A 16,332-nucleotide genomic window follows, 5' to 3' on the forward strand; every position below is an offset into this window, starting at 1 on the left:
CAACCACAACCATCGACAGAGACAGGAGACATCCCATGTTCAAGAAAGCACTGGCCTGCGTGGCCCTGGCCGCCGCCGCGCTCGCGGGCGGCCCCGCCGCGGCGCAGACCTACCCGACCAAGCCGGTCACGCTCGTCGTGCCGTTCTCGCCCGGCGGCGCGGCCGACATCATGTCGCGCCTGCTCGCCGAGCGGCTGCACAAGCGCCTGGGCCAGCCCGTGCTGGTGGAGAACAAGCCCGGCGCCGGCACCATGATCGCCTCGGAGTACGTGGCCAAGGCCGCGCCCGACGGCCATACGCTGCTGCTCGCGGCCTCGTCGCTGGGCATCGCGCCCAGCCTGTACAGCAAGGTCAACTACGACCCGGTGAAAGACTTCGCGCCGGTCTCGCAGGTGGCTTCGGTGGTGCACGTGCTGGTGGTGCATCCGAGCATTCCGGCCAAGAACGTGGGCGAGCTCGTGAGCTGGCTCAAGGCCAACCCCAACAAGGCCAACTACGGCTCGGTGGGCGCGGGCACGTCGACGCACCTGGAGGCCGAGCTCTTCAACAGCGTGGCCGGCGTGAAGATGCAGCACATCCCGTACAAGGGCAGCGCGCCCGCGCTCACCGACATGATCGGCGGCCAGCTGCAGGTGATGTTCGACGCGTACGCGTCCTCGGGCCCCTTCATCAAGGACGGCAAGGTGCGCCTCTTGGCCGTGACCACGGCGCAGCGTTCGCAGTCGCTGCCCGACACGCCCACGGTCGCCGAGTCGGGCCTGCCCGGCTACGAAGCCATGCCGTGGCTGGGCGTGGTCGCACCGGCCAAGACGCCTGCAGCGGTCGTGAACAAGCTGCACGACGAGCTGCAGGAAGTGCTCAAGGAACCCGAGGTGAAGGACAAGTTCCGCAGCCTGGGCCTGGACATCATCGGCAACAAGCCCGAGGAGTTCGCCGCCTTCCTGCGCAAGGACATCGTCAAGTGGGCCAAGGTCATCAAAGACTCGGGCGCGAAAGCGGACTGACCGCAGTCATCACCACGCAAGAACGAGAAAGCAGACAAGCATGCAAGTGGGTTATTCGGCCGAAGACGAAGCCTTCCGCCTCACGTTGCGCGACTGGTTCGAGACGCACTATCCGCGCTTCGTCGCGGCATGGCCCGGCGGCGCGCCCGACGCCAACGAACTGACCTGGCGCCGCGCCTGGGAAGACCACGTGTGCCAGGCCGGCTGGTCGGGCCTGGGCTGGCCCGAGGAACACGGGGGCAAGGCCTGGCCGCTCACGCGGCAGGCCATCTTCCACGAGGAGCAGGCCCGCATCGGCGCGCCGCTGGGCGTGAACATCATCGGCCACGGCATCCTGGCGCCCACGCTGATCCACTTCGCGAGCGAGGCGCAGAAGGCCCGCTACCTGCCGGGAGTCCTGAGCAACCGCGAGATCTGGTGCCAGGGCTACTCGGAACCCGGCGCGGGCTCCGACCTCGCAGCGCTGTCCACGCGCGCCGAGCGGCGCGGCGACCACTACGTGCTCAACGGCCACAAGGTGTGGACCTCGTTCGCACACATTGCTGACCACTGCTTCGTGCTCGCGCGCACCGACGCCGCGGCCGCGCGCCACAAGGGAATCAGCTTCCTGCTGGTCGACATGAAGAGCCCCGGCGTGCGCGTGGAGCCCATCCGCCAGATCACGGGCGAGTCGGACTTCAACGAAGTCTTCTTCGAGGACGTGAAGGTGCCGCTCGATGCGCTCGTGGGCGAGGAGAACGGCGGCTGGCGCCTGGCGATGGCGGCCGCGAGCTTCGAGCGCGGCACCTACTTCATTCCGCGCCAGGTGCGCTTCACGCAGGAGCTGGGTGCGCTCACGCGGCTGGCGGCCAGCGTGCAAAGGGGCGGACGCCCCGCGCTCGACTGCCCGCACCTGCGGCGCGACCTCGCGCGGCTGGCGGTCGACAGCCATGTGCTCAAGCTCAAGTCGTACCGCGCGCTCACGCACGCGATGCGCGGCGGGCCGCCGGGGCCCGAGGGCTCGTCGACCAAGCTGCACTGGAGCGAGTCGCACCAGAAGCTGCTCGCCACCGCCATGGAAGTGCTGGACGAGCGCGCGCTGGCCGGCCCCGAGCCCACGGGCGCTGACCCGCAGGCCGCGGCCTGGGTGCGCGACTACCTGTGGACGCGCGCCGAAACCATCCTGGCGGGCACCTCCGAAGTGCAGCGCAACATCCTGGCCGAGCAGATGCTGGGCCTGCCGAAGAACTGATTGAAGACGACGACACGACCCGCCATGGATTTCGCATTGAACGACGAGCAGCAGATGCTGCACGCGTCGGCCCACCGTTTCTTCGCCGACCACCACCCGCTCGTGCGCGCACGGCACGCCTTGCCCTGGACCGATGCCACGCAGCAGTCGCTGTGGGCCGACATGGCCGGCATGGGTTGGATGGCGTTGCTGGTGCCCGAGGCGCACGACGGCCTGGGGCTCGGCATGAGCGAGGCCTGCATCGTGGCCGAGGCCGCAGGCCAGCAACTGCTGAACCTGCCGCTGCCTGGCAGCGCCGTGCTGTTGCCGCTGTGGCTGCAGGCGTGTGGCGACGCACCGCCCGATGCGTTGCGCGACTGGGTGCGCGCGGCGATGGCGGGTGAGCGCGCCTTCCATTGCATCGCGGACGGTGGCGGCTGGATCGACCACGCAGGGCAGGCGTCGGACCTCGTGGTGGTGCAGGGCTGGCATGACGACACCGTGCCGCTGCGCGTCGCGCTGCGGCCGATGCCCGAGGGCGCGGCATCCGATGCGCTCGATCCCACGTTGCGACAAGCGCCGGCGGCTCCCACGCCTTCACTCGCATGGGAGACGCTGCCCATCGCCCCCGAAGCACGTGCCCGCGTGCGCGCCGCCCACCGCGTCGCGCTGTCGGCGGAACTCGTGGGCGTCGCGCAGGCCGCACTCGACCTTGCCAGCGCCTACGCCCGCGAGCGCGTGCAGTTCGGCAAGCCCATCGGCAGCTACCAGGCCATCAAGCACCAGCTCGCCAACTCGTGGATGGGCGTGGACAACGCGCGCCTGGCCGTGCGCTACGCCGCTGCCGCGCTCGACGGCGGCCTGCCCGACTGGCGCTTTGCCTGCGCCGCGGCCGAGTTCACCGCCATCGAAGGCGCGCAGCAGGCCACGCGCACGGCCATCCAGGTGCATGGCGGCATGGGCTTCACCTGGGAGCACGACGCGCACCTGTACCTGAAGCGCGCGCAGCACCTGGCGACGCGCCTGGGCGGCGCGTCGCGCGCGCTGGACCAGGTCGAGGTGCTGGCCCTGGCCTGAGCGGCTTCAGGCCTGCGCCGCAGGAGCGTCCGCGCGCAGGCCATCGATCAGCAGCGACAGGCTCGCCCGGAACTCGGTCTCCGCATCGCTGGCCGTGGCGGCGGTGGCGATCTCGATCAGGTGCGGAAACCGGTCCGCTGGCAGCGCCTGGAAGCGCGCGATCGTGTCGTCGGGCGATTCGTCGGCCTGCAGCGTGAGCGGCCCGGCGAGCTCCGCCTGCGCGGCACCCATGATGAGCGCGGACACGGCGCGAAAACCCACGAGCAGGCGGGCGCCGCTGCGGCCGCTCTGGGCCAGCGTGCGCAGCAGGGCTTCGGTCACTTCGAACACCGCGGGCGAGCGGCTGCGCTTCGTGAGGATCAGGGGAATCACATGGGGATGGTCGCGGATCACGCGCCACAGCGCGATCGCGATGTCCTCCAGCGCTTCGTGCCAGGGCAGGCGGTCGTCGGTCTCCCAGCGCACCTTGCCCAGCACCGCCTCGACCACCAGCATCTCCAGCTCCTCGCGCTGCGAGACGTAGTTGTAGAGCGTCATCGCGCCGGTTTCCAGCCGGCCAGCGAGCGCGCGCATGGTCAGGCCGGAGAGGCCGTCCGCGTCGACCAGCGCCAGCGCGGCCTGCTGGAGCTGTTCACGGGTGAATTTGGCGGGACGTCCCACGCTTGACTCCGTTCTCGAAGAGGTTGTAAAGTAATAAACGTACAGTGTACTTAAAAAAGGAAGACGCTTTCCAGCCACCCGGCCCGGCGTCTTCGCAACCCTTCTTCAAGGACCCTCGATGAAGTTCTCGCCCGGCGATGTGGTGCCCGCCACGGCCCTGGAAACGATCCACGGAAAGCCCTTGCAGCTGCCGGACGCCGGTTCGCGCTGGGTCCACCTGCAGTTTCGCCGCTTCGCGGGCTGCCCGGTCTGCAACTTCCATCTGCTGACCTTCGCCCGAAGGCAGGGCGAGCTGGCGGCGGCGGGCATCCGCGAGGTCGTGCTCTTTCACTCGTCCGCGCAGGAGATGCGCAAGTACCAGGCGCAGCTGCCGTTCGACTGCGTGGCCGATCCCGCCAAGGCGCACTACCGGCGCTTCGGCGTGGAAACCTCGCGGCTGGCGTTCCTGCATCCGCGCGTCTTCTGGAGCGGCCTGCGCTGGGTGCTCGCGACGGGCCGCTTCTACAGGAAGGCGGAAAACGGCATCACGGGTTTGCCGGCCGACGTGCTCATCGACGCGCGGGGCACCGTGGTCGCCGTCAAGTACGGCGGGCACGCGGACGACCACTGGGACGTCGACGAGCTGCTGGCGCTGGCCGGCGCGGCGAGTTCCTAGACAGCGGCGCACGCCTGCGGTGCGCCAGCGCACGCTGCAGGTGCGCTCGGGCGCCGCTTTTCAGCCAGACCCCGGAGAACCCGTCTTCCAGGCCTGAAAAACACCCGGCATGAAGCTTGCAAACGCTCGCAACTGAATGAAATTTGAATTTCAACTATTCAAAGTAGGTGAAATCCATATGCCATTCAGGCGCGATGCCGCCTACGATGCGATCCGCGACACCGGGCTGCACCGCGCAAGCAAGCACTTCATTCCTTCTCAAGGGGTTTTTCCATGGCTGGACCTGCACTCTCCTCCGGGCCCGACTCGCCCCGAGTCGCGGAGCTCGATCGCGCGCTCGACACCATCGGCGTCACGCGTTCGCACCACACGATCATTTTTCTGATCCTCATCGGCTGCCTGTTCGATGCCTTCGAGCAGAACGCGGTCGGCATCGTCGGCCCGATGCTGCGCGAGCAGTGGGGGCTGAGCGCCTCCGACATCGGCTTCCTGAACACCGTCACCTTTGCCTGCGCGGCCATCGGACGGATCATTTCGGGCTTCATCGCCGACCGCTACGGCCGGCGCGTGATGCTGTCGATCGACCTGCTGCTGTTCACGCTCGGCGCGGGCATCTGCGCGATGGCGCCCAACTTCACGGTGATGGCGCTGGGCCGCGCGGTGGTGGGTTTCGGGCTGGGCGGCGAGATCGCCATTGCCGTGACCATGCTGGCCGAGTTCTGCTCGACCAAGTTCCGCGGCACGGCCGTGGGCATGGTGAACGTGGGCGCGGGCGGGCTCGGCAACTTCCTGGCGCCGGGCTTCGGGCTGCTGGTGTTCTGGATGTTCCCCGGTGACAACGCCTGGCGCTGGCTGTTCGCCTGCCTCATGGTGCCGGCGCTGCTGGGCGCCTTCTATCGCCGCTACATCCCCGAGACGCCGCGCTTCCTGCTGTCGCAAGGCCGCGTGAAGGAGACCAACGCGGTGCTGTCGCGTCTTGCCTCGGGGCGGCTGTCGGGCAAGCCGGCGGCGCCCCAGCAATACATCACCGACGACGGCACGCTGGCGCAGGCCAGCCGGCCGAAGGTGCGCGTGACCGAGAACTTCCGCGGCGCGCTGGCGCGGCGCACGGTGCCGCTGTGCATCACGATCTGGATGACCTACGGCGCGCAGATCTCGGTGCTCACGCTGATGCCGACCATCCTCGTGACGCTGGGCTACAGCATGTCCAAGAGCCTGCTGTTCACGATGGTGATGCAGGGCGGCAGCCTGCTGGGTGCCATCGCGGCCTCGCTGCTGGGCTTTCACTTTCCGCGCAAGCGCGTGCTGACGGCCGGCGCCGTGTGCGCCTGCCTCGCGGCGCTGACCATCGGTTTCGTGGCCAAGAGCATCGTCGTGATCCTCATTGCGGGCGCGGTGTTCCAGTTCTTCGTGCTGCTGCTCAACACCACCATCTGGATCTTCGCGCCCGAGTTGTACCCGACGCGCGTGCGCGCCTTCGGCACGGCCTTCATCCTGGCCACGGGCACGGCCGCCGGCGCGCTGATGCCGCTGGTGGCAGGCCGCCTGTTCGACAGCTTCGGGCTGGTCGGCGTGTTCGGCCTGGCCGCCGCGATGTACGCGGTGTTCGTGGCCAGCGTGCAGTGCGTGCCCGAGACCTACGGCCAGTCGCCCGATGCGCTGCCGCTGCCCGGCGAGGCCGAGGCTGAAGACCGCGCACCGGGTGCGACGCTGGCCCGCTCGAACTGAACCGCGCACCGAACGATCTCCAAAGAAAGCGTTTTTCCGCATGCCCGACATCCTGCTCATCAACCCCAACGCCTCCGTCTCCACCACCGAGATGATGGTCGGCATCGCGTCCGCCGAAGCGCCCGTCGGTTGCCGCGTGACCGGCCGCACGGCGGTGCAGGGCCCGCCGATGATCGTCAACGAAGACGAGCTGAACGCGGCAGCCCTCGAGGTGCTGAAGGTGTGGCGCGCGGCGGCGGGCGAGGGCTGGGACGGCGTGATCGTCAGCGCCTTCGGCGACCCCGGCGTGGCGTTGCTGCGGCGCGAGGCCGGCGTGCCCGTGGTCGGCATCGCCGAAGCCTCGATGCTCGCGGCGGGCGAGGGCGGCCGCCGCTTCGGCATCGCCACCGTCACGCCCGATCTCGTGGCGCCCATCGAGGCGCGCGCCACCGCGCTCGGGCTGCGCGCGCAATTCAGCGGCATCCGCCTCACGCAGGGCGATCCGCGTGCGCTCGCGGCCGATGCGAAGGCGCTCGAAGAGGCATTGGCGCAGGCCGTGCAACGCTGCATCGACGACGATGGCGCGCAGGCCGTGATCATCGGCGGCGGTCCGCTCGGACAAGCCGCGCTCGCGCTCGCGCCGCGCTTCGAGGTGCCGGTGATCGCACCGATCGGCGCTGCGATGCGGCTGCTGTGTTCGAAGCTCGCGGTCACACCGTGAGCCGATCGCCGCGGCGATGAGAGGCAAGGCGTTTTGGCAATGAACGCCTTCTAGAATGAAACGACACACTTGTCCGCAAACATCGGGCAAGCCGCATCGTTCGCTTTCTTTTTTGCATGCCTCACCTTCGACCGCGTTCCGCTTTCCTCGCTTTTCTTCTTCTCTCTTCCCTCGGCGCCGTCGCACAAACCGCGACACCCCAGCTGGTCCTCGTGCCGCATCACGAGCGCGCCCCGGAAACATCCCAGGCCCCCGCACTCGACCTTGCCGTGACGCGCTTCGCGGGCATGGCGTCGGGCTCGTACTACTGGCCCGAAGGCCTGCTGGCCGAGCAGCTGATCTCGGGCCTGGCCTCGCGCCCCGACCGCAAGCAGCAGGCGCTGCCTGACGGCCAACGACTGCTTTCGTCGTATCGCCGGCCCTACGACGGCGGCGAGCGCGCGGCCGTGCTGGTCGACGACCGCAGCGGTGACGTGCTGGCCGCCGCACTGGTGCATCGCAGCTGCGGCAAGGACTCGTCGTCGAGCGGTTGCCTCGACGACCAGCATGCCGTGCTCTCGATCTTCTTGCGTCCCGGCCTCGACCGCACCAAGGCGCAACCGCTGGTCGCATGGAGCCAGCAGGTGCCCGACCGCATGCAGGGCGGTGAGGGCGTGGGCGAGAAGATCGCCACGACCGAGTACGTCACGATGGACGCCGCGCGCACCACGGCGCGTCCCATCGTGCGGCCCAACAAGGCCTTCTCCGCGCAGGTGCCGCTGTACCCCAAGGCGCTGATCTACGGCACCGCGCAGGACGCGCTGAGCGACGCCAAGGCCAAGCGCGTGCTGCGCCTGCAGACCGTCGACACGCCGCAGCAGGTGCTGGCGTTCTACAAGCAGCTGTCGCCGCCGCTGAAGGACATCGAGTCCAGCGACGGCTTCATCGCCGGCAGCCGCAACGGCCTGAGCTTCTCCGTCAGCACGACGGTCCCGCGCGACATGCCCGCGATCACGAACATCGAAGTGGAAATTTCCGAATGAAGAAGAAGTTGATTCCGGCGGCGCTCGCGTCGCTGGTGCTCGCCTGCGCGTTCGCAGCCCATGCACAAGACACGGCCGGCCCCGTCACGACCGAACTGCCGCCGCCCACGCTGCGCCTCAGCGAGCAGACGCGCATCCGCAGCGCCGTGATCGGCCTGGTCGGCTACGCGCGCGGCAGCTACACCGAACCCGACACGCTGATCGCGCAGCAGCTGCTCGAAGGCATGCGCTCGAAGTTCGACGTCACGCGCACCGTGTGGCCCGACGGCCGCCAGGTGATCGCGTCGGTCAGCGGCGGCGGCCATGGTGAAGAGCGCGCGGCGATGCTGATCGACGCCGACGGCCGCGTGCAGGCGGTGGGGCTGGTCAACGGCCACTGCCGCGCGGCTGCCAAGCGCGACGACCCCAAGGTGTGCAACCCCTTGCCGCAGACCGTGCTGTCGGTCTTCCAGCGTGCCGGTGCCAGCCAGGCCGACGCCGTGCCGCTGGTGGCCTGGAGCAAGCAGCTGCCGTCGTTCCTCGCGGCCATGGCCGACAGCGACGATCCGGCGGACGTGGCCGCCGCGCAGAAGATCGCCAGCGTCGAGTACATCACCGGCCAGCCGGGCGTGCCGGGCTGGCGCGCCGAGCAGCTGCCGCCGGGCTTCCCGGCGTCGCTGCATCCGCTGCTGGTGCAGACGGCCGAGGTGAACAGCACCGCGAGCGCCGGCAAGATCGTGCTGCCCAAGGGGCTGGCCGGCCTGCCGATGCGCACGGCCTACCAGAGCGCCCAGCGCCCCGAGGCGCGGCTGCCCGACGCCGAGGTCACGCTGCGCAGCTACGAGCCGATCGCCAAGCTGGTCGACGCCTACCGCGAACTCGCCAAGGGCGCGACACTGGACGAGGAGGGCCGCGAGGTCGTCTTCAACGGCGCCGACGGCGCGGGCCGCTACAGCGTGCGCCTGCGCGACGCGAAGGAAACCGGCGTGTACATCACCGTGGCGAGCTGGAAGCGCAAGTAGCCGCGCCCCGCGTTGCATGGCCCTTTGCGGGCCGGATGTCAATCGGAGGATTCTTGCCGCCCCCCTGCGATGACACCGAGGCGGGCGGGGCAGGGTGCTAACGAGAATCGATGCATGACCGAGGCCGTCAGAGCCCGCCGCATCCACCTCGAGGAGACAACCACCATGCACCGCTCCCGTTCTCTCGCAGGCCTCGTTCGCCTGCTGCTTCGCACCACGGCCCTGTGGGCGCTCGCGATGCTCGCGGCGCCCGCGCTGGCCGCCTACAACCAGAGCCTCACGCGCACGCTGGACGCCGGCCAGATCTACGGCAAGGTCGCGGCCAACAACACGCACGCCTTCCTGGGCATTCCCTTCGCGCAGCCGCCCGTCGGCAACCTGCGCTGGCGCGCCCCGCAGCCGCCGCAGCCGTGGAGCGGCGCGCGCGCCGCGACCACGCTGGCCGGCATGTGCGCGCAGGTCGGCAACCCCTTCGGCGAGCCCGACCCGGCCACCTTCGGCCAGCCCGTGGGCACCGAAGACTGCCTGTACCTGAACGTGTGGCGGCCGAACTCCAGCGCCGAGAACCTGCCGGTGTTCTTCTGGATCCACGGCGGCAGCAACACCAAGGGTTCGGCACGCGAGCCGGCCTACGACGGCGCCTACCTGGCGCAGAAGGCCAACATGGTGGTGGTCACCGTGCAGTACCGCATGGGCATGCTGGGCTGGTTGAACCACCCGGCCATGAAGACCGGCAACGCGCTGGACGACTCGGGCAACTTCACCACGCTGGACCTCGTGCGCGCGCTCGATTGGGTGAAGGCCAACGCGCGCGCCTTCGGCGGCAACCCGGGGCAGGTGACGGTGGCGGGCCAGTCGGCCGGCTGCATCAACACCTGGGGCCTGCTGCAGTCGCCGCTGGCCGACGGCAAGTTCCACCGCGCACTGTGCATGTCGGGCGTGCCCAATGCGTACCCGCCGGTGGTGGGCACGCTGGCGGCCGACTCGCTCATCGACAACCTGCTGGTCGACACCGGCCGCGCCTCGACCACGCTGCAGGCCGCGGCGCAGCGCCTGACGATGAGCCAGTCCGACATCGCCGCGCTGCTGCGCGGTGCGAGCGCGGCGCAGATCATGAAGTTCACGCCCAGCCCCGTGGTGCCGGGCCACTTCACCGACGGCACCGTGATCCGCGCGAGCGGGCTGCCCGGCCTGCTGGCGGGCAACTACAACAAGATGCCGCTGATGATCGGCTCCACGCACGACGAGGGCTCGTACTTCGCCTTCCTGTTCGGCATGGGCCAGCCCTCGCAGCAGGAGCTGTGGAACCTGAGCAACTACGCGGCGCCCGGCAGCGTCACCTTCAACCAGTTGATCAAGCCCGAGTTCCGGCCGATCTACACGCAGACGCATGAAGTGATCAGCTACGCGCTGGACAACGTGATCGACAACGTGATCCGCGTGCTGCGCCTGCAGAACGGCGACATCTACCGCTACAACTACAACTGGGACGACACGCCGCAGCCCTGGAAGGACACCTTCGGTGCGTTCCACGGCATCGACGTGGCGGCGCTGTTCGGCAACTTCGTGACCGACGAGCCGAACTTCATGCGCTTTGCCTGGAGCTCCGCGAACGCAGGCAGCCGCAAGGCGCTGTCGGACAAGTTCATCGGCCACGCGGCGAGCTTTGCCCGCTACGGCGCACCGAGCCGCATGTTCGACGGCCAGACGACCTGGAACAACTGGACCAACTTCGTGTGCCTGCTGTGCAGCAAGCGCATGGTCTTCGACAACCAGCCGCGCATGTCGGCCGACGACTACCTGTTCTTCTGGCCGCGCTATTCGCTGCTGTCGCCGCAGCAGCGCGAGTTCCTGTTCCAGCAGATCGACTTCAACGCGCTGCCCGAGTCCGTCGACCCGCTGCGCGGCGGCACACGCTGAGTTTCCGAAGCGATCGATCTACTGGATGATCCCGTGGCGCACGGCATAGAGCACCAGCTCCGCCGTGCTGGCCACGCCCAGCTTGTCCAGGATGTTGCTGCGGTGCGTGCTCACGGTCTTCACGCTGATGAGCATCTCGTCGCCGATGGCGGTGAGCGACAGGCCCTTGAGCATCATCAGCATGATCTGGTGCTCGCGCACCGTGAGCCGCTGGTGCGCGGGGCGGTCGTCGCGGCCTTCGAGCTGGCCGCTGACCTGCGAGGCGGCGCGCGCGCTCAGGTACTGGCCGCCGGCCGCCACGCAGCGGATCGCGCGCACCAGCTCGGCGGGCTCCGCGTCTTTCGCGATGTAGCCGCGCGCGCCGGCCTGGATGGCGACCAGCGCGTACTGTTCCTCGGCGTACATCGACAGCATGAGCACCGGCAGCGCGGGCTGCAGCGCGCGGATCGAGGCCAGCACCTCCAGGCCGTTGCGGCCTTCCATGTTGATGTCCAGCAGCACCACGTCGAAGCGGCGCTGGCGCACCAGCTCGAGCGCCTCGGCGCCGTTGCCGGCCTCGGCGGTGGTGCGCAGGTCGGTCTCGTCGAGCAGCAGCCGCTGCAGGCCCGAGCGGAAGATCGTGTGGTCGTCGACCATCAGGATGTCGATCATGCCGGGCCGCTCTCCGGCTGCAGCAGCGGCACGCTCAGCGCCAGCCGCGTGCCCGCGCCGGGCGCCGCGTGGATGTGCAGCTCGCCGCCGATCTCGCGCGCGCGTTCGCGCATGCTCAGAAGGCCCAGCGCGCTGCCCTCGGGCGCGTCGGGGTCGAAGCCGCAGCCGTCGTCGTGCAGCGCGAGCCGCAGGCGCTCGCCGTCCACGCGCAGCCGCACGTCCACGCGCTGCGCCTTCGCGTGGCGCAGGACGTTCGTCAGGCCTTCCTGGAAGATGCGGTAGACCGCGGTGGCCTGCTTGGGCGCGAGCCGCAGCGCGGGCGCGTCGGTGTCCAGCGAATGCAGCACGCCCGAGCGGCGCGTGAAGGCCTGCAGCTCATGGGCCAGCGCCACCGACAGATCGAGGTGGTCGAGCGCGCTGGGGCGCAGTGCCTCCGAGATCTGCTTGACCGTGTCGATGGTCTGCTGCGTGAGCGCGATCAGCCCCTGCGTGAGCGCCTGCACCTCGGGGTTGTCGGCGCGGCGCTGGATGCGCGTGGCGTCCATCTTGATCGAGGTCAGCATGCCGCCGAGCACGTCGTGCACGTCGCGCGACAGCGCCAGCCGCTGTTCCTCGAGCTTGTTGGCGGTGTAGGCGGCCAGGGCCTGCAGCTGCTCGCGCGAGCGCTGGCGTTCTTCTTCGTTGCGCACGCGGTCGGTCACGTCCACGCCCACGCCCATCACGGCCGGGCGGCCCCGGTGCTCGATGCGTGAGCCATGGACCTCGACGAAGCGCACGCGCCCGTCGCGGTGCAGGCCGCGCGTGATGAAGTGCATGCTCGGCGGATTGCCCGCCAGCCGGATGCGGATGCGCGAGCGCACGACTTCCACGAAGTCGGGCGGCACGATCTCGGCCAGCGACATGCCGGTCATTTCTTCTGCGGTGTAGCCCACGATGGCGGCCCAGGTCGCGTTGCAGTAGACGAAGCGGTCGTCCTGGATCACGTAGATGCCCGCCACCGCCTGTTCGACGATGGTGTCGAAGGGCATGTCCTGCAGGCTCTCGCGGGCGGGTGCTGTCATGGGGGCGGGCGGTGGCGCGCTGCATGATAGGTCGCGGGCCGCGCCGCACGGCCGCGCCCGAGGGTTTGCGAGCAGCAGGGTTCCCCGTAGCGCCGGCCGGAAATGTCCGATGGCCGCCGCGCATGGTGCGCCGCCAAGATCGGGGCCCGCCTGCTTCAGGCTGCCCCACGGCCGGCGACGCCGGCAAGGACGACACCACGATGGTCTACCGCTGGCTTGCGCTTCTGGGTCTTCTCTTTCTCGGCCTGCCGGGCCGCGCCGACGAGATCGTGGTGGGGCAGTCGCTGCCGCTGAGCGGGCCGCTCGGCGAGGCCGGGCGCAACGTGAAGGACGGCATCGACGCCTACCTGGCGCGCGTGCAGCGCGAGGGCCTGCTCGGGCGCCACAAGCTGGTGTGGCGCGCGCTGGACGACGGCTACTCGGTGGAGCGCCACACGCAGAACATCCGCCAGCTGGTGGTGCAGGACAAGGTCGACGCGCTGGGCCTGTCGGCCGGCACCTCGCACATCGACGCGGCCTACCCGACGATGCGCGAGGCGGGCACGCCGCTGATCGGCGCGATGACCGGTGCCTCGGCGCTGCACGGCGCGCAGCGCGCGCTCATCTACCACCTGCGCGCAAGCTACGCCGACGAGGTGCGCCAGTTGGTCGCGCAGGCCGTGTCGGTGCGGCAGCGGCGCGTGTTCGCGGTCTGGCAGGACGACGGGCTGGGGCGCGACGCCTTTGCCGCGCTCGAGGTCGCGCTGCGCGGCGCGGGCATCGAACTCGTGGGGCAGCAGGGCGTGGCGCTGGCGCAAATGGACGGCGCCGCGCTGGCCGCGAGCGTGCGCGCGGCCAAGCCCGATGCGCTGTTCGCGCTGTGCGTGACGCCGTGTGGGGTGAAGCTGCTGTCGGGGCTGGCGGCAGAGAGTGGTGTTGCGAGGCCGACGCCGTACATGCTCTCGATCGTCAACGGCGAGGTGCTCGCCAAGAGCGTGGGGCCGGCGGCGCGCGGCACGGTGATCTCGCAGGTCATGCCCAACCCGCGGCTGGCAACGTCGCCGCTGGTGCAGCGCTACCAGCAGGATATGCGCAGCCACATGGGCCGCGACGAGTTCAGCTACTTTTCGCTGGAAGGGTACGTGGTGGCGATGGTGACGGTGGAGGCAGCGCGCACGGCGCTGGCCGCTTCACCACGTCGCTCGATGCAGGACGCCATGAAGCTGATGCTGCGGCGTGAGATCGAGGGGATTCCGGTGTCGAGTGGCGACGATCCCGGGGTGCGTCCGCATCCGGTGACGCTTTCAATGATCGGAAACGGAGGGCGGCTCATTCATTGAGGCTGAGCCGCCCCGAAGAAGATCAGCCGATCTCGGCGATCAGCTCGATCTCGACACAGGCGCCCATCGGGATCTGCGCCACGCCGAAGGCGCTGCGTGCATGCGCGCCCTTTTCGGGGCCGAACACTTCGGCGAAGAACTCGCTGGCGCCGTTGGTCACCAGGTGCTGTTCGGTGAAGGTGCCGACCGAGTTCACGAGGCTCATCACCTTGACGATGCGCTTGACCTTGTTCAGGTCGCCCACGGCCGCGTGCAGCGTGCCGAGCAGGTCGATGGCGATGGCGCGTGCGGCCTGCTTGCCTTCGTCGGTGCCGATGTTGGCGCCGAGCTGGCCGACCCAGACCTTGCCGTCCTTCTTGGCGATGTGGCCCGACAGGAACACGAGGTTGCCGGTCTGCACGAAGGGCACGTAGGCGGCGGCAGGTGCGGACACCGGGGGCAGGGAAATGCCGAGGCTGGAAAGCTTGTCGTAAACGCTCATGGAGACTCCTGATCTGAGGATGGTGATGACGATGACGGGGGTGATTGTGTCTGTGTTTGCGCCGCCGACGCCGGCAGCTGCACCACTTCCCCCACGGGTTGCACGGTCACGCCGACATGCAGCGTGTGGCGCGCGCCGCCATGCAGCACGCCGCGCATCGGCGAGACGTCGGAATAGTCGCGCCCGATGGCGAGCGTGACGTAGTCCTCGCCGGGCTGGCGGCCATTGGTGGGGTCGAAGTCGGCCCAGCCACCTGCGCTCTCGGGGCCTTCGCCCTCGCCGGGCAAATACACCGACACCCACGCATGCGAGGCGTCGGCGCCCACCAGGCGCGGCTGGCCCGGCGGTGGCTGCGTGAGCAGGTAGCCGCTCACGTAGCGCGCCGGCAGGCCCATGGCGCGAAAGCACGCGATGAGGATGTGGGCGAAGTCCTGGCACACGCCCTTGCGCTGCGCCAGGGCCTCGACGGCGGGGGTGTTGATCTCGGTGCTGTCGGCGTCGTAGGCGAAGTCGCGGTACATGCGCTCGGTGAGGTCCATCGCCACGTCGAAGGTGGGACGCTCGGGCACGAAGCTGGCGCGCGCGTAGGCGACGAAGTCGTCGTGACGCGGCACGTACGGCGAGGGAAACACGAACTCCGAGGCGGGGTCGAACGGCGCGTCCTTGCGAAAGCGGAAGCGCTCGCGCACGGCCTCCCAGGGCAGCTCGCGCGCCACGGCGGGCGAGAGCACGGGCGCCGACGTTTTCACCACGCTCTCGGCCGTGACGATGAGGTGGTCGTGCGTGGTCTCGAGCGCGAAGAAGGCGCGCGTGTTGCCGTACAGGTCGGGCACCTCGTTGCGCTGCGCGGGCGCCGGGTCGATCGTGAGCTGGTGGCTCACGAGTTCCTGCGAGGCGGTGGCCAGCGGGCGCAGGTGCGCCAGGTGCTGCGCCGTCTCGACCGCCGGCGCGTACGCGTAGCGCGTTTCGTGGGTGACGTGCAGCAGCATCGCGCGGCTCGCTGTTTACTTGGACTCGGCGCCGAAGTGCGAGGCGTAGATCTTGGCGTAGGTGCCGTCGGCCTTGATGTCGGCCAGGCCCTTGTCGATCCTCGCCAGCAGCTCGGCGTTGCCCTTCTTCACGGCGATGCCGTACTGCTCGGTCGAGAAGCCGGCGTCGCTCACGGTCTTGAAGCCGCCGCCCGGGTTGTTGGCCAGGTAATGGGCCACCACGCCGTTGTCGGCCACCACGGCCTGCACGCCGCCGGCCTCGAGTTCCTTGAGCGCCAGCGGCGTCGACTCGAAGCGCTTGATGTCGGTGCTCGACTTGCCCAGCAGCTTGCCCACGACCTCGTCGCCGGTGGTGCCGTTCTGCACGCCGACCTTGAGCTTCTTGATGTCGTCGAACTTCGCAACCGTCGAGTCGCTCTTCACCGCGATGAGCTGGCGGGCCTCGAAGTAGGGCTGCGAGAAGTCCATCGTCTGGCGGCGCTCGGGCGTGATGGTGATGGCCGACACCAGCAGGTCGCGGTCGCCCAGCTCGAGCGTGTTGAAGATGCCTTCCCACGGCGTGTTGACGAACTTCACCTCGATGCCGACCTTCTGCGCGACGGCCTTCACCACATCGATGTCGAAGCCCACGACCTCGCCCTTTTCGTTCTGCGATTCGAAGGGCGTGTAGGCCGCGTCGGTGCCCACGACCAGCACGCGCGGCGCGGCAGCGGGCGGCGGCGCCGAGGCGGCTGCGGGCGTGGCGGGTTCCTGCTTGCCGCAACCGGCGAGCGCGAGGCCGACCAGGAGGCTGGCGGCGGTCAGAGTGAGACGGCGGTTGAGAGCGATGCCGGACATGGAAATGCCTCCTTCGA

The 16,332-nt window shown here is 69.3% G+C and carries 16 protein-coding genes; 10 read left to right on the top strand and 6 right to left on the bottom strand.

Going from position 1 to position 16,332, the window contains the following annotated elements:
* Positions 1-35: 35 nt before the first annotated feature.
* The 3 genes from ACAM42_RS13110 to ACAM42_RS13120 are packed head-to-tail and all read left to right on the top strand — an operon-like array spanning position 36 to position 3,291.
* On the top strand, positions 36-1,004 hold the full coding sequence (locus tag ACAM42_RS13110) for a tripartite tricarboxylate transporter substrate binding protein (RefSeq protein ID WP_159272400.1): 969 nt from the start codon (positions 36-38) through the stop codon (positions 1,002-1,004).
* A 40-nt stretch (positions 1,005-1,044) separates the two neighbouring features.
* On the top strand, positions 1,045-2,235 hold the full coding sequence (locus ACAM42_RS13115) for an acyl-CoA dehydrogenase family protein (RefSeq protein ID WP_369632257.1): 1,191 nt from the start codon (positions 1,045-1,047) through the stop codon (positions 2,233-2,235).
* A 24-nt stretch (positions 2,236-2,259) separates the two neighbouring features.
* Positions 2,260-3,291: an acyl-CoA dehydrogenase family protein gene (locus ACAM42_RS13120; RefSeq protein WP_369632258.1), complete on the top strand. Its 1,032-nt coding sequence runs from the start codon at positions 2,260-2,262 to the stop codon at positions 3,289-3,291.
* Between the two features lie 6 nt (positions 3,292-3,297).
* Here the strand turns inward: ACAM42_RS13120 and ACAM42_RS13125 are convergent, their stop codons facing one another.
* Positions 3,298-3,951 (bottom strand): TetR/AcrR family transcriptional regulator, encoded by a 654-nt coding sequence (locus tag ACAM42_RS13125; RefSeq protein ID WP_369632259.1) that lies wholly within the window; start codon positions 3,949-3,951, stop codon positions 3,298-3,300.
* 118 nt (positions 3,952-4,069) lie between these two features.
* Between ACAM42_RS13125 and ACAM42_RS13130 the strand changes: the two genes are divergently transcribed.
* The 6 genes from ACAM42_RS13130 to ACAM42_RS13155 all read left to right on the top strand — a co-directional run bounded on the left by ACAM42_RS13130 (position 4,070) and on the right by ACAM42_RS13155 (position 10,977).
* The gene (locus ACAM42_RS13130; protein WP_369632260.1) at positions 4,070-4,606 is read left to right on the top strand and encodes a peroxiredoxin-like family protein; all 537 of its coding nucleotides are present in this window, start codon (positions 4,070-4,072) and stop codon (positions 4,604-4,606) included.
* 273 nt (positions 4,607-4,879) lie between these two features.
* Positions 4,880-6,334 (top strand): MFS transporter, encoded by a 1,455-nt coding sequence (locus tag ACAM42_RS13135; RefSeq protein ID WP_369632261.1) that lies wholly within the window; start codon positions 4,880-4,882, stop codon positions 6,332-6,334.
* A 40-nt stretch (positions 6,335-6,374) separates the two neighbouring features.
* Positions 6,375-7,034, top strand: a complete 660-nt coding sequence (locus ACAM42_RS13140; protein ID WP_369632262.1) for an aspartate/glutamate racemase family protein — start codon at positions 6,375-6,377, stop codon at positions 7,032-7,034.
* 269 nt (positions 7,035-7,303) lie between these two features.
* On the top strand, positions 7,304-8,056 hold the full coding sequence (locus ACAM42_RS13145) for a hypothetical protein (RefSeq protein ID WP_070059483.1): 753 nt from the start codon (positions 7,304-7,306) through the stop codon (positions 8,054-8,056).
* A complete protein-coding gene (locus ACAM42_RS13150) occupies positions 8,053-9,057 on the top strand; it encodes a hypothetical protein (RefSeq protein ID WP_369632263.1) in 1,005 nt (334 codons plus the stop codon). The genes ACAM42_RS13145 and ACAM42_RS13150 overlap by 4 nt, the downstream gene beginning before the upstream one ends.
* 165 nt (positions 9,058-9,222) lie before the next feature.
* Entirely contained in the window at positions 9,223-10,977 is a 1,755-nt protein-coding gene (locus ACAM42_RS13155; RefSeq protein WP_369632264.1) for a carboxylesterase/lipase family protein, read from the top strand.
* A gap of 18 nt (positions 10,978-10,995) precedes the next feature.
* On the opposite strand, the gene ACAM42_RS13160 is transcribed toward ACAM42_RS13155, so the two are convergent.
* On the bottom strand, positions 10,996-11,628 hold the full coding sequence (locus ACAM42_RS13160) for a response regulator transcription factor (RefSeq protein WP_062476788.1): 633 nt from the start codon (positions 11,626-11,628) through the stop codon (positions 10,996-10,998).
* A complete protein-coding gene (locus ACAM42_RS13165) occupies positions 11,625-12,689 on the bottom strand; it encodes a PAS domain S-box protein (protein ID WP_095947341.1) in 1,065 nt (354 codons plus the stop codon). Before ACAM42_RS13165 ends, ACAM42_RS13160 begins: the two co-directional genes overlap by 4 nt.
* 122 nt (positions 12,690-12,811) lie before the next feature.
* On the opposite strand from ACAM42_RS13165, the gene ACAM42_RS13170 reads away from it, so the two are divergent.
* Complete coding sequence (locus ACAM42_RS13170; protein WP_369632265.1) at positions 12,812-14,008, top strand: ABC transporter substrate-binding protein; 1,197 nt, start codon at positions 12,812-12,814, stop codon at positions 14,006-14,008.
* Between the two features lie 22 nt (positions 14,009-14,030).
* Here the strand turns inward: ACAM42_RS13170 and ACAM42_RS13175 are convergent, their stop codons facing one another.
* From ACAM42_RS13175 to ACAM42_RS13185, 3 genes are read right to left on the bottom strand one after another with little or no spacing between them, the layout of a single operon-like run.
* Complete coding sequence (locus ACAM42_RS13175; protein ID WP_062476784.1) at positions 14,031-14,489, bottom strand: RidA family protein; 459 nt, start codon at positions 14,487-14,489, stop codon at positions 14,031-14,033.
* The gene (locus tag ACAM42_RS13180) at positions 14,486-15,478 is read right to left on the bottom strand and encodes a transglutaminase N-terminal domain-containing protein (RefSeq protein ID WP_369632266.1); all 993 of its coding nucleotides are present in this window, start codon (positions 15,476-15,478) and stop codon (positions 14,486-14,488) included. The genes ACAM42_RS13175 and ACAM42_RS13180 overlap by 4 nt, the downstream gene beginning before the upstream one ends.
* Positions 15,479-15,493: 15 nt before the next feature.
* Positions 15,494-16,315, bottom strand: coding sequence for a basic amino acid ABC transporter substrate-binding protein (locus ACAM42_RS13185; RefSeq protein WP_369632267.1), 822 nt, complete (start codon positions 16,313-16,315; stop codon positions 15,494-15,496).
* Positions 16,316-16,332 lie beyond the last annotated feature (17 nt).

Origin of the sequence: Variovorax sp. V35 (genome assembly GCF_041154465.1) — a bacterium.
Taxonomy (GTDB): domain Bacteria; phylum Pseudomonadota; class Gammaproteobacteria; order Burkholderiales; family Burkholderiaceae_C; genus Variovorax; species Variovorax boronicumulans.

What these genes read in the sequence shown, in the direction of transcription:
- ACAM42_RS13130 (WP_369632260.1), top strand. Translation starts at nt 4,070, where the DNA reads ATGAAGTTCTCGCCCGGCGATGTGGTGCCCGCCACGGCCCTGGAAACG.
- ACAM42_RS13165 (WP_095947341.1), bottom strand. Translation starts at nt 12,689, where the DNA reads ATGACAGCACCCGCCCGCGAGAGCCTGCAGGACATGCCCTTCGACACC.
- ACAM42_RS13120 (WP_369632258.1), top strand. Translation starts at nt 2,260, where the DNA reads ATGGATTTCGCATTGAACGACGAGCAGCAGATGCTGCACGCGTCGGCC.
- ACAM42_RS13155 (WP_369632264.1), top strand. Translation starts at nt 9,223, where the DNA reads ATGCACCGCTCCCGTTCTCTCGCAGGCCTCGTTCGCCTGCTGCTTCGC.
- ACAM42_RS13180 (WP_369632266.1), bottom strand. Translation starts at nt 15,478, where the DNA reads ATGCTGCTGCACGTCACCCACGAAACGCGCTACGCGTACGCGCCGGCG.
- ACAM42_RS13175 (WP_062476784.1), bottom strand. Translation starts at nt 14,489, where the DNA reads ATGAGCGTTTACGACAAGCTTTCCAGCCTCGGCATTTCCCTGCCCCCG.
- ACAM42_RS13150 (WP_369632263.1), top strand. Translation starts at nt 8,053, where the DNA reads ATGAAGAAGAAGTTGATTCCGGCGGCGCTCGCGTCGCTGGTGCTCGCC.
- ACAM42_RS13135 (WP_369632261.1), top strand. Translation starts at nt 4,880, where the DNA reads ATGGCTGGACCTGCACTCTCCTCCGGGCCCGACTCGCCCCGAGTCGCG.
- ACAM42_RS13170 (WP_369632265.1), top strand. Translation starts at nt 12,812, where the DNA reads ATGGTGCGCCGCCAAGATCGGGGCCCGCCTGCTTCAGGCTGCCCCACG.
- ACAM42_RS13160 (WP_062476788.1), bottom strand. Translation starts at nt 11,628, where the DNA reads ATGATCGACATCCTGATGGTCGACGACCACACGATCTTCCGCTCGGGC.
- ACAM42_RS13110 (WP_159272400.1), top strand. Translation starts at nt 36, where the DNA reads ATGTTCAAGAAAGCACTGGCCTGCGTGGCCCTGGCCGCCGCCGCGCTC.
- ACAM42_RS13140 (WP_369632262.1), top strand. Translation starts at nt 6,375, where the DNA reads ATGCCCGACATCCTGCTCATCAACCCCAACGCCTCCGTCTCCACCACC.
- ACAM42_RS13115 (WP_369632257.1), top strand. Translation starts at nt 1,045, where the DNA reads ATGCAAGTGGGTTATTCGGCCGAAGACGAAGCCTTCCGCCTCACGTTG.
- ACAM42_RS13185 (WP_369632267.1), bottom strand. Translation starts at nt 16,315, where the DNA reads ATGTCCGGCATCGCTCTCAACCGCCGTCTCACTCTGACCGCCGCCAGC.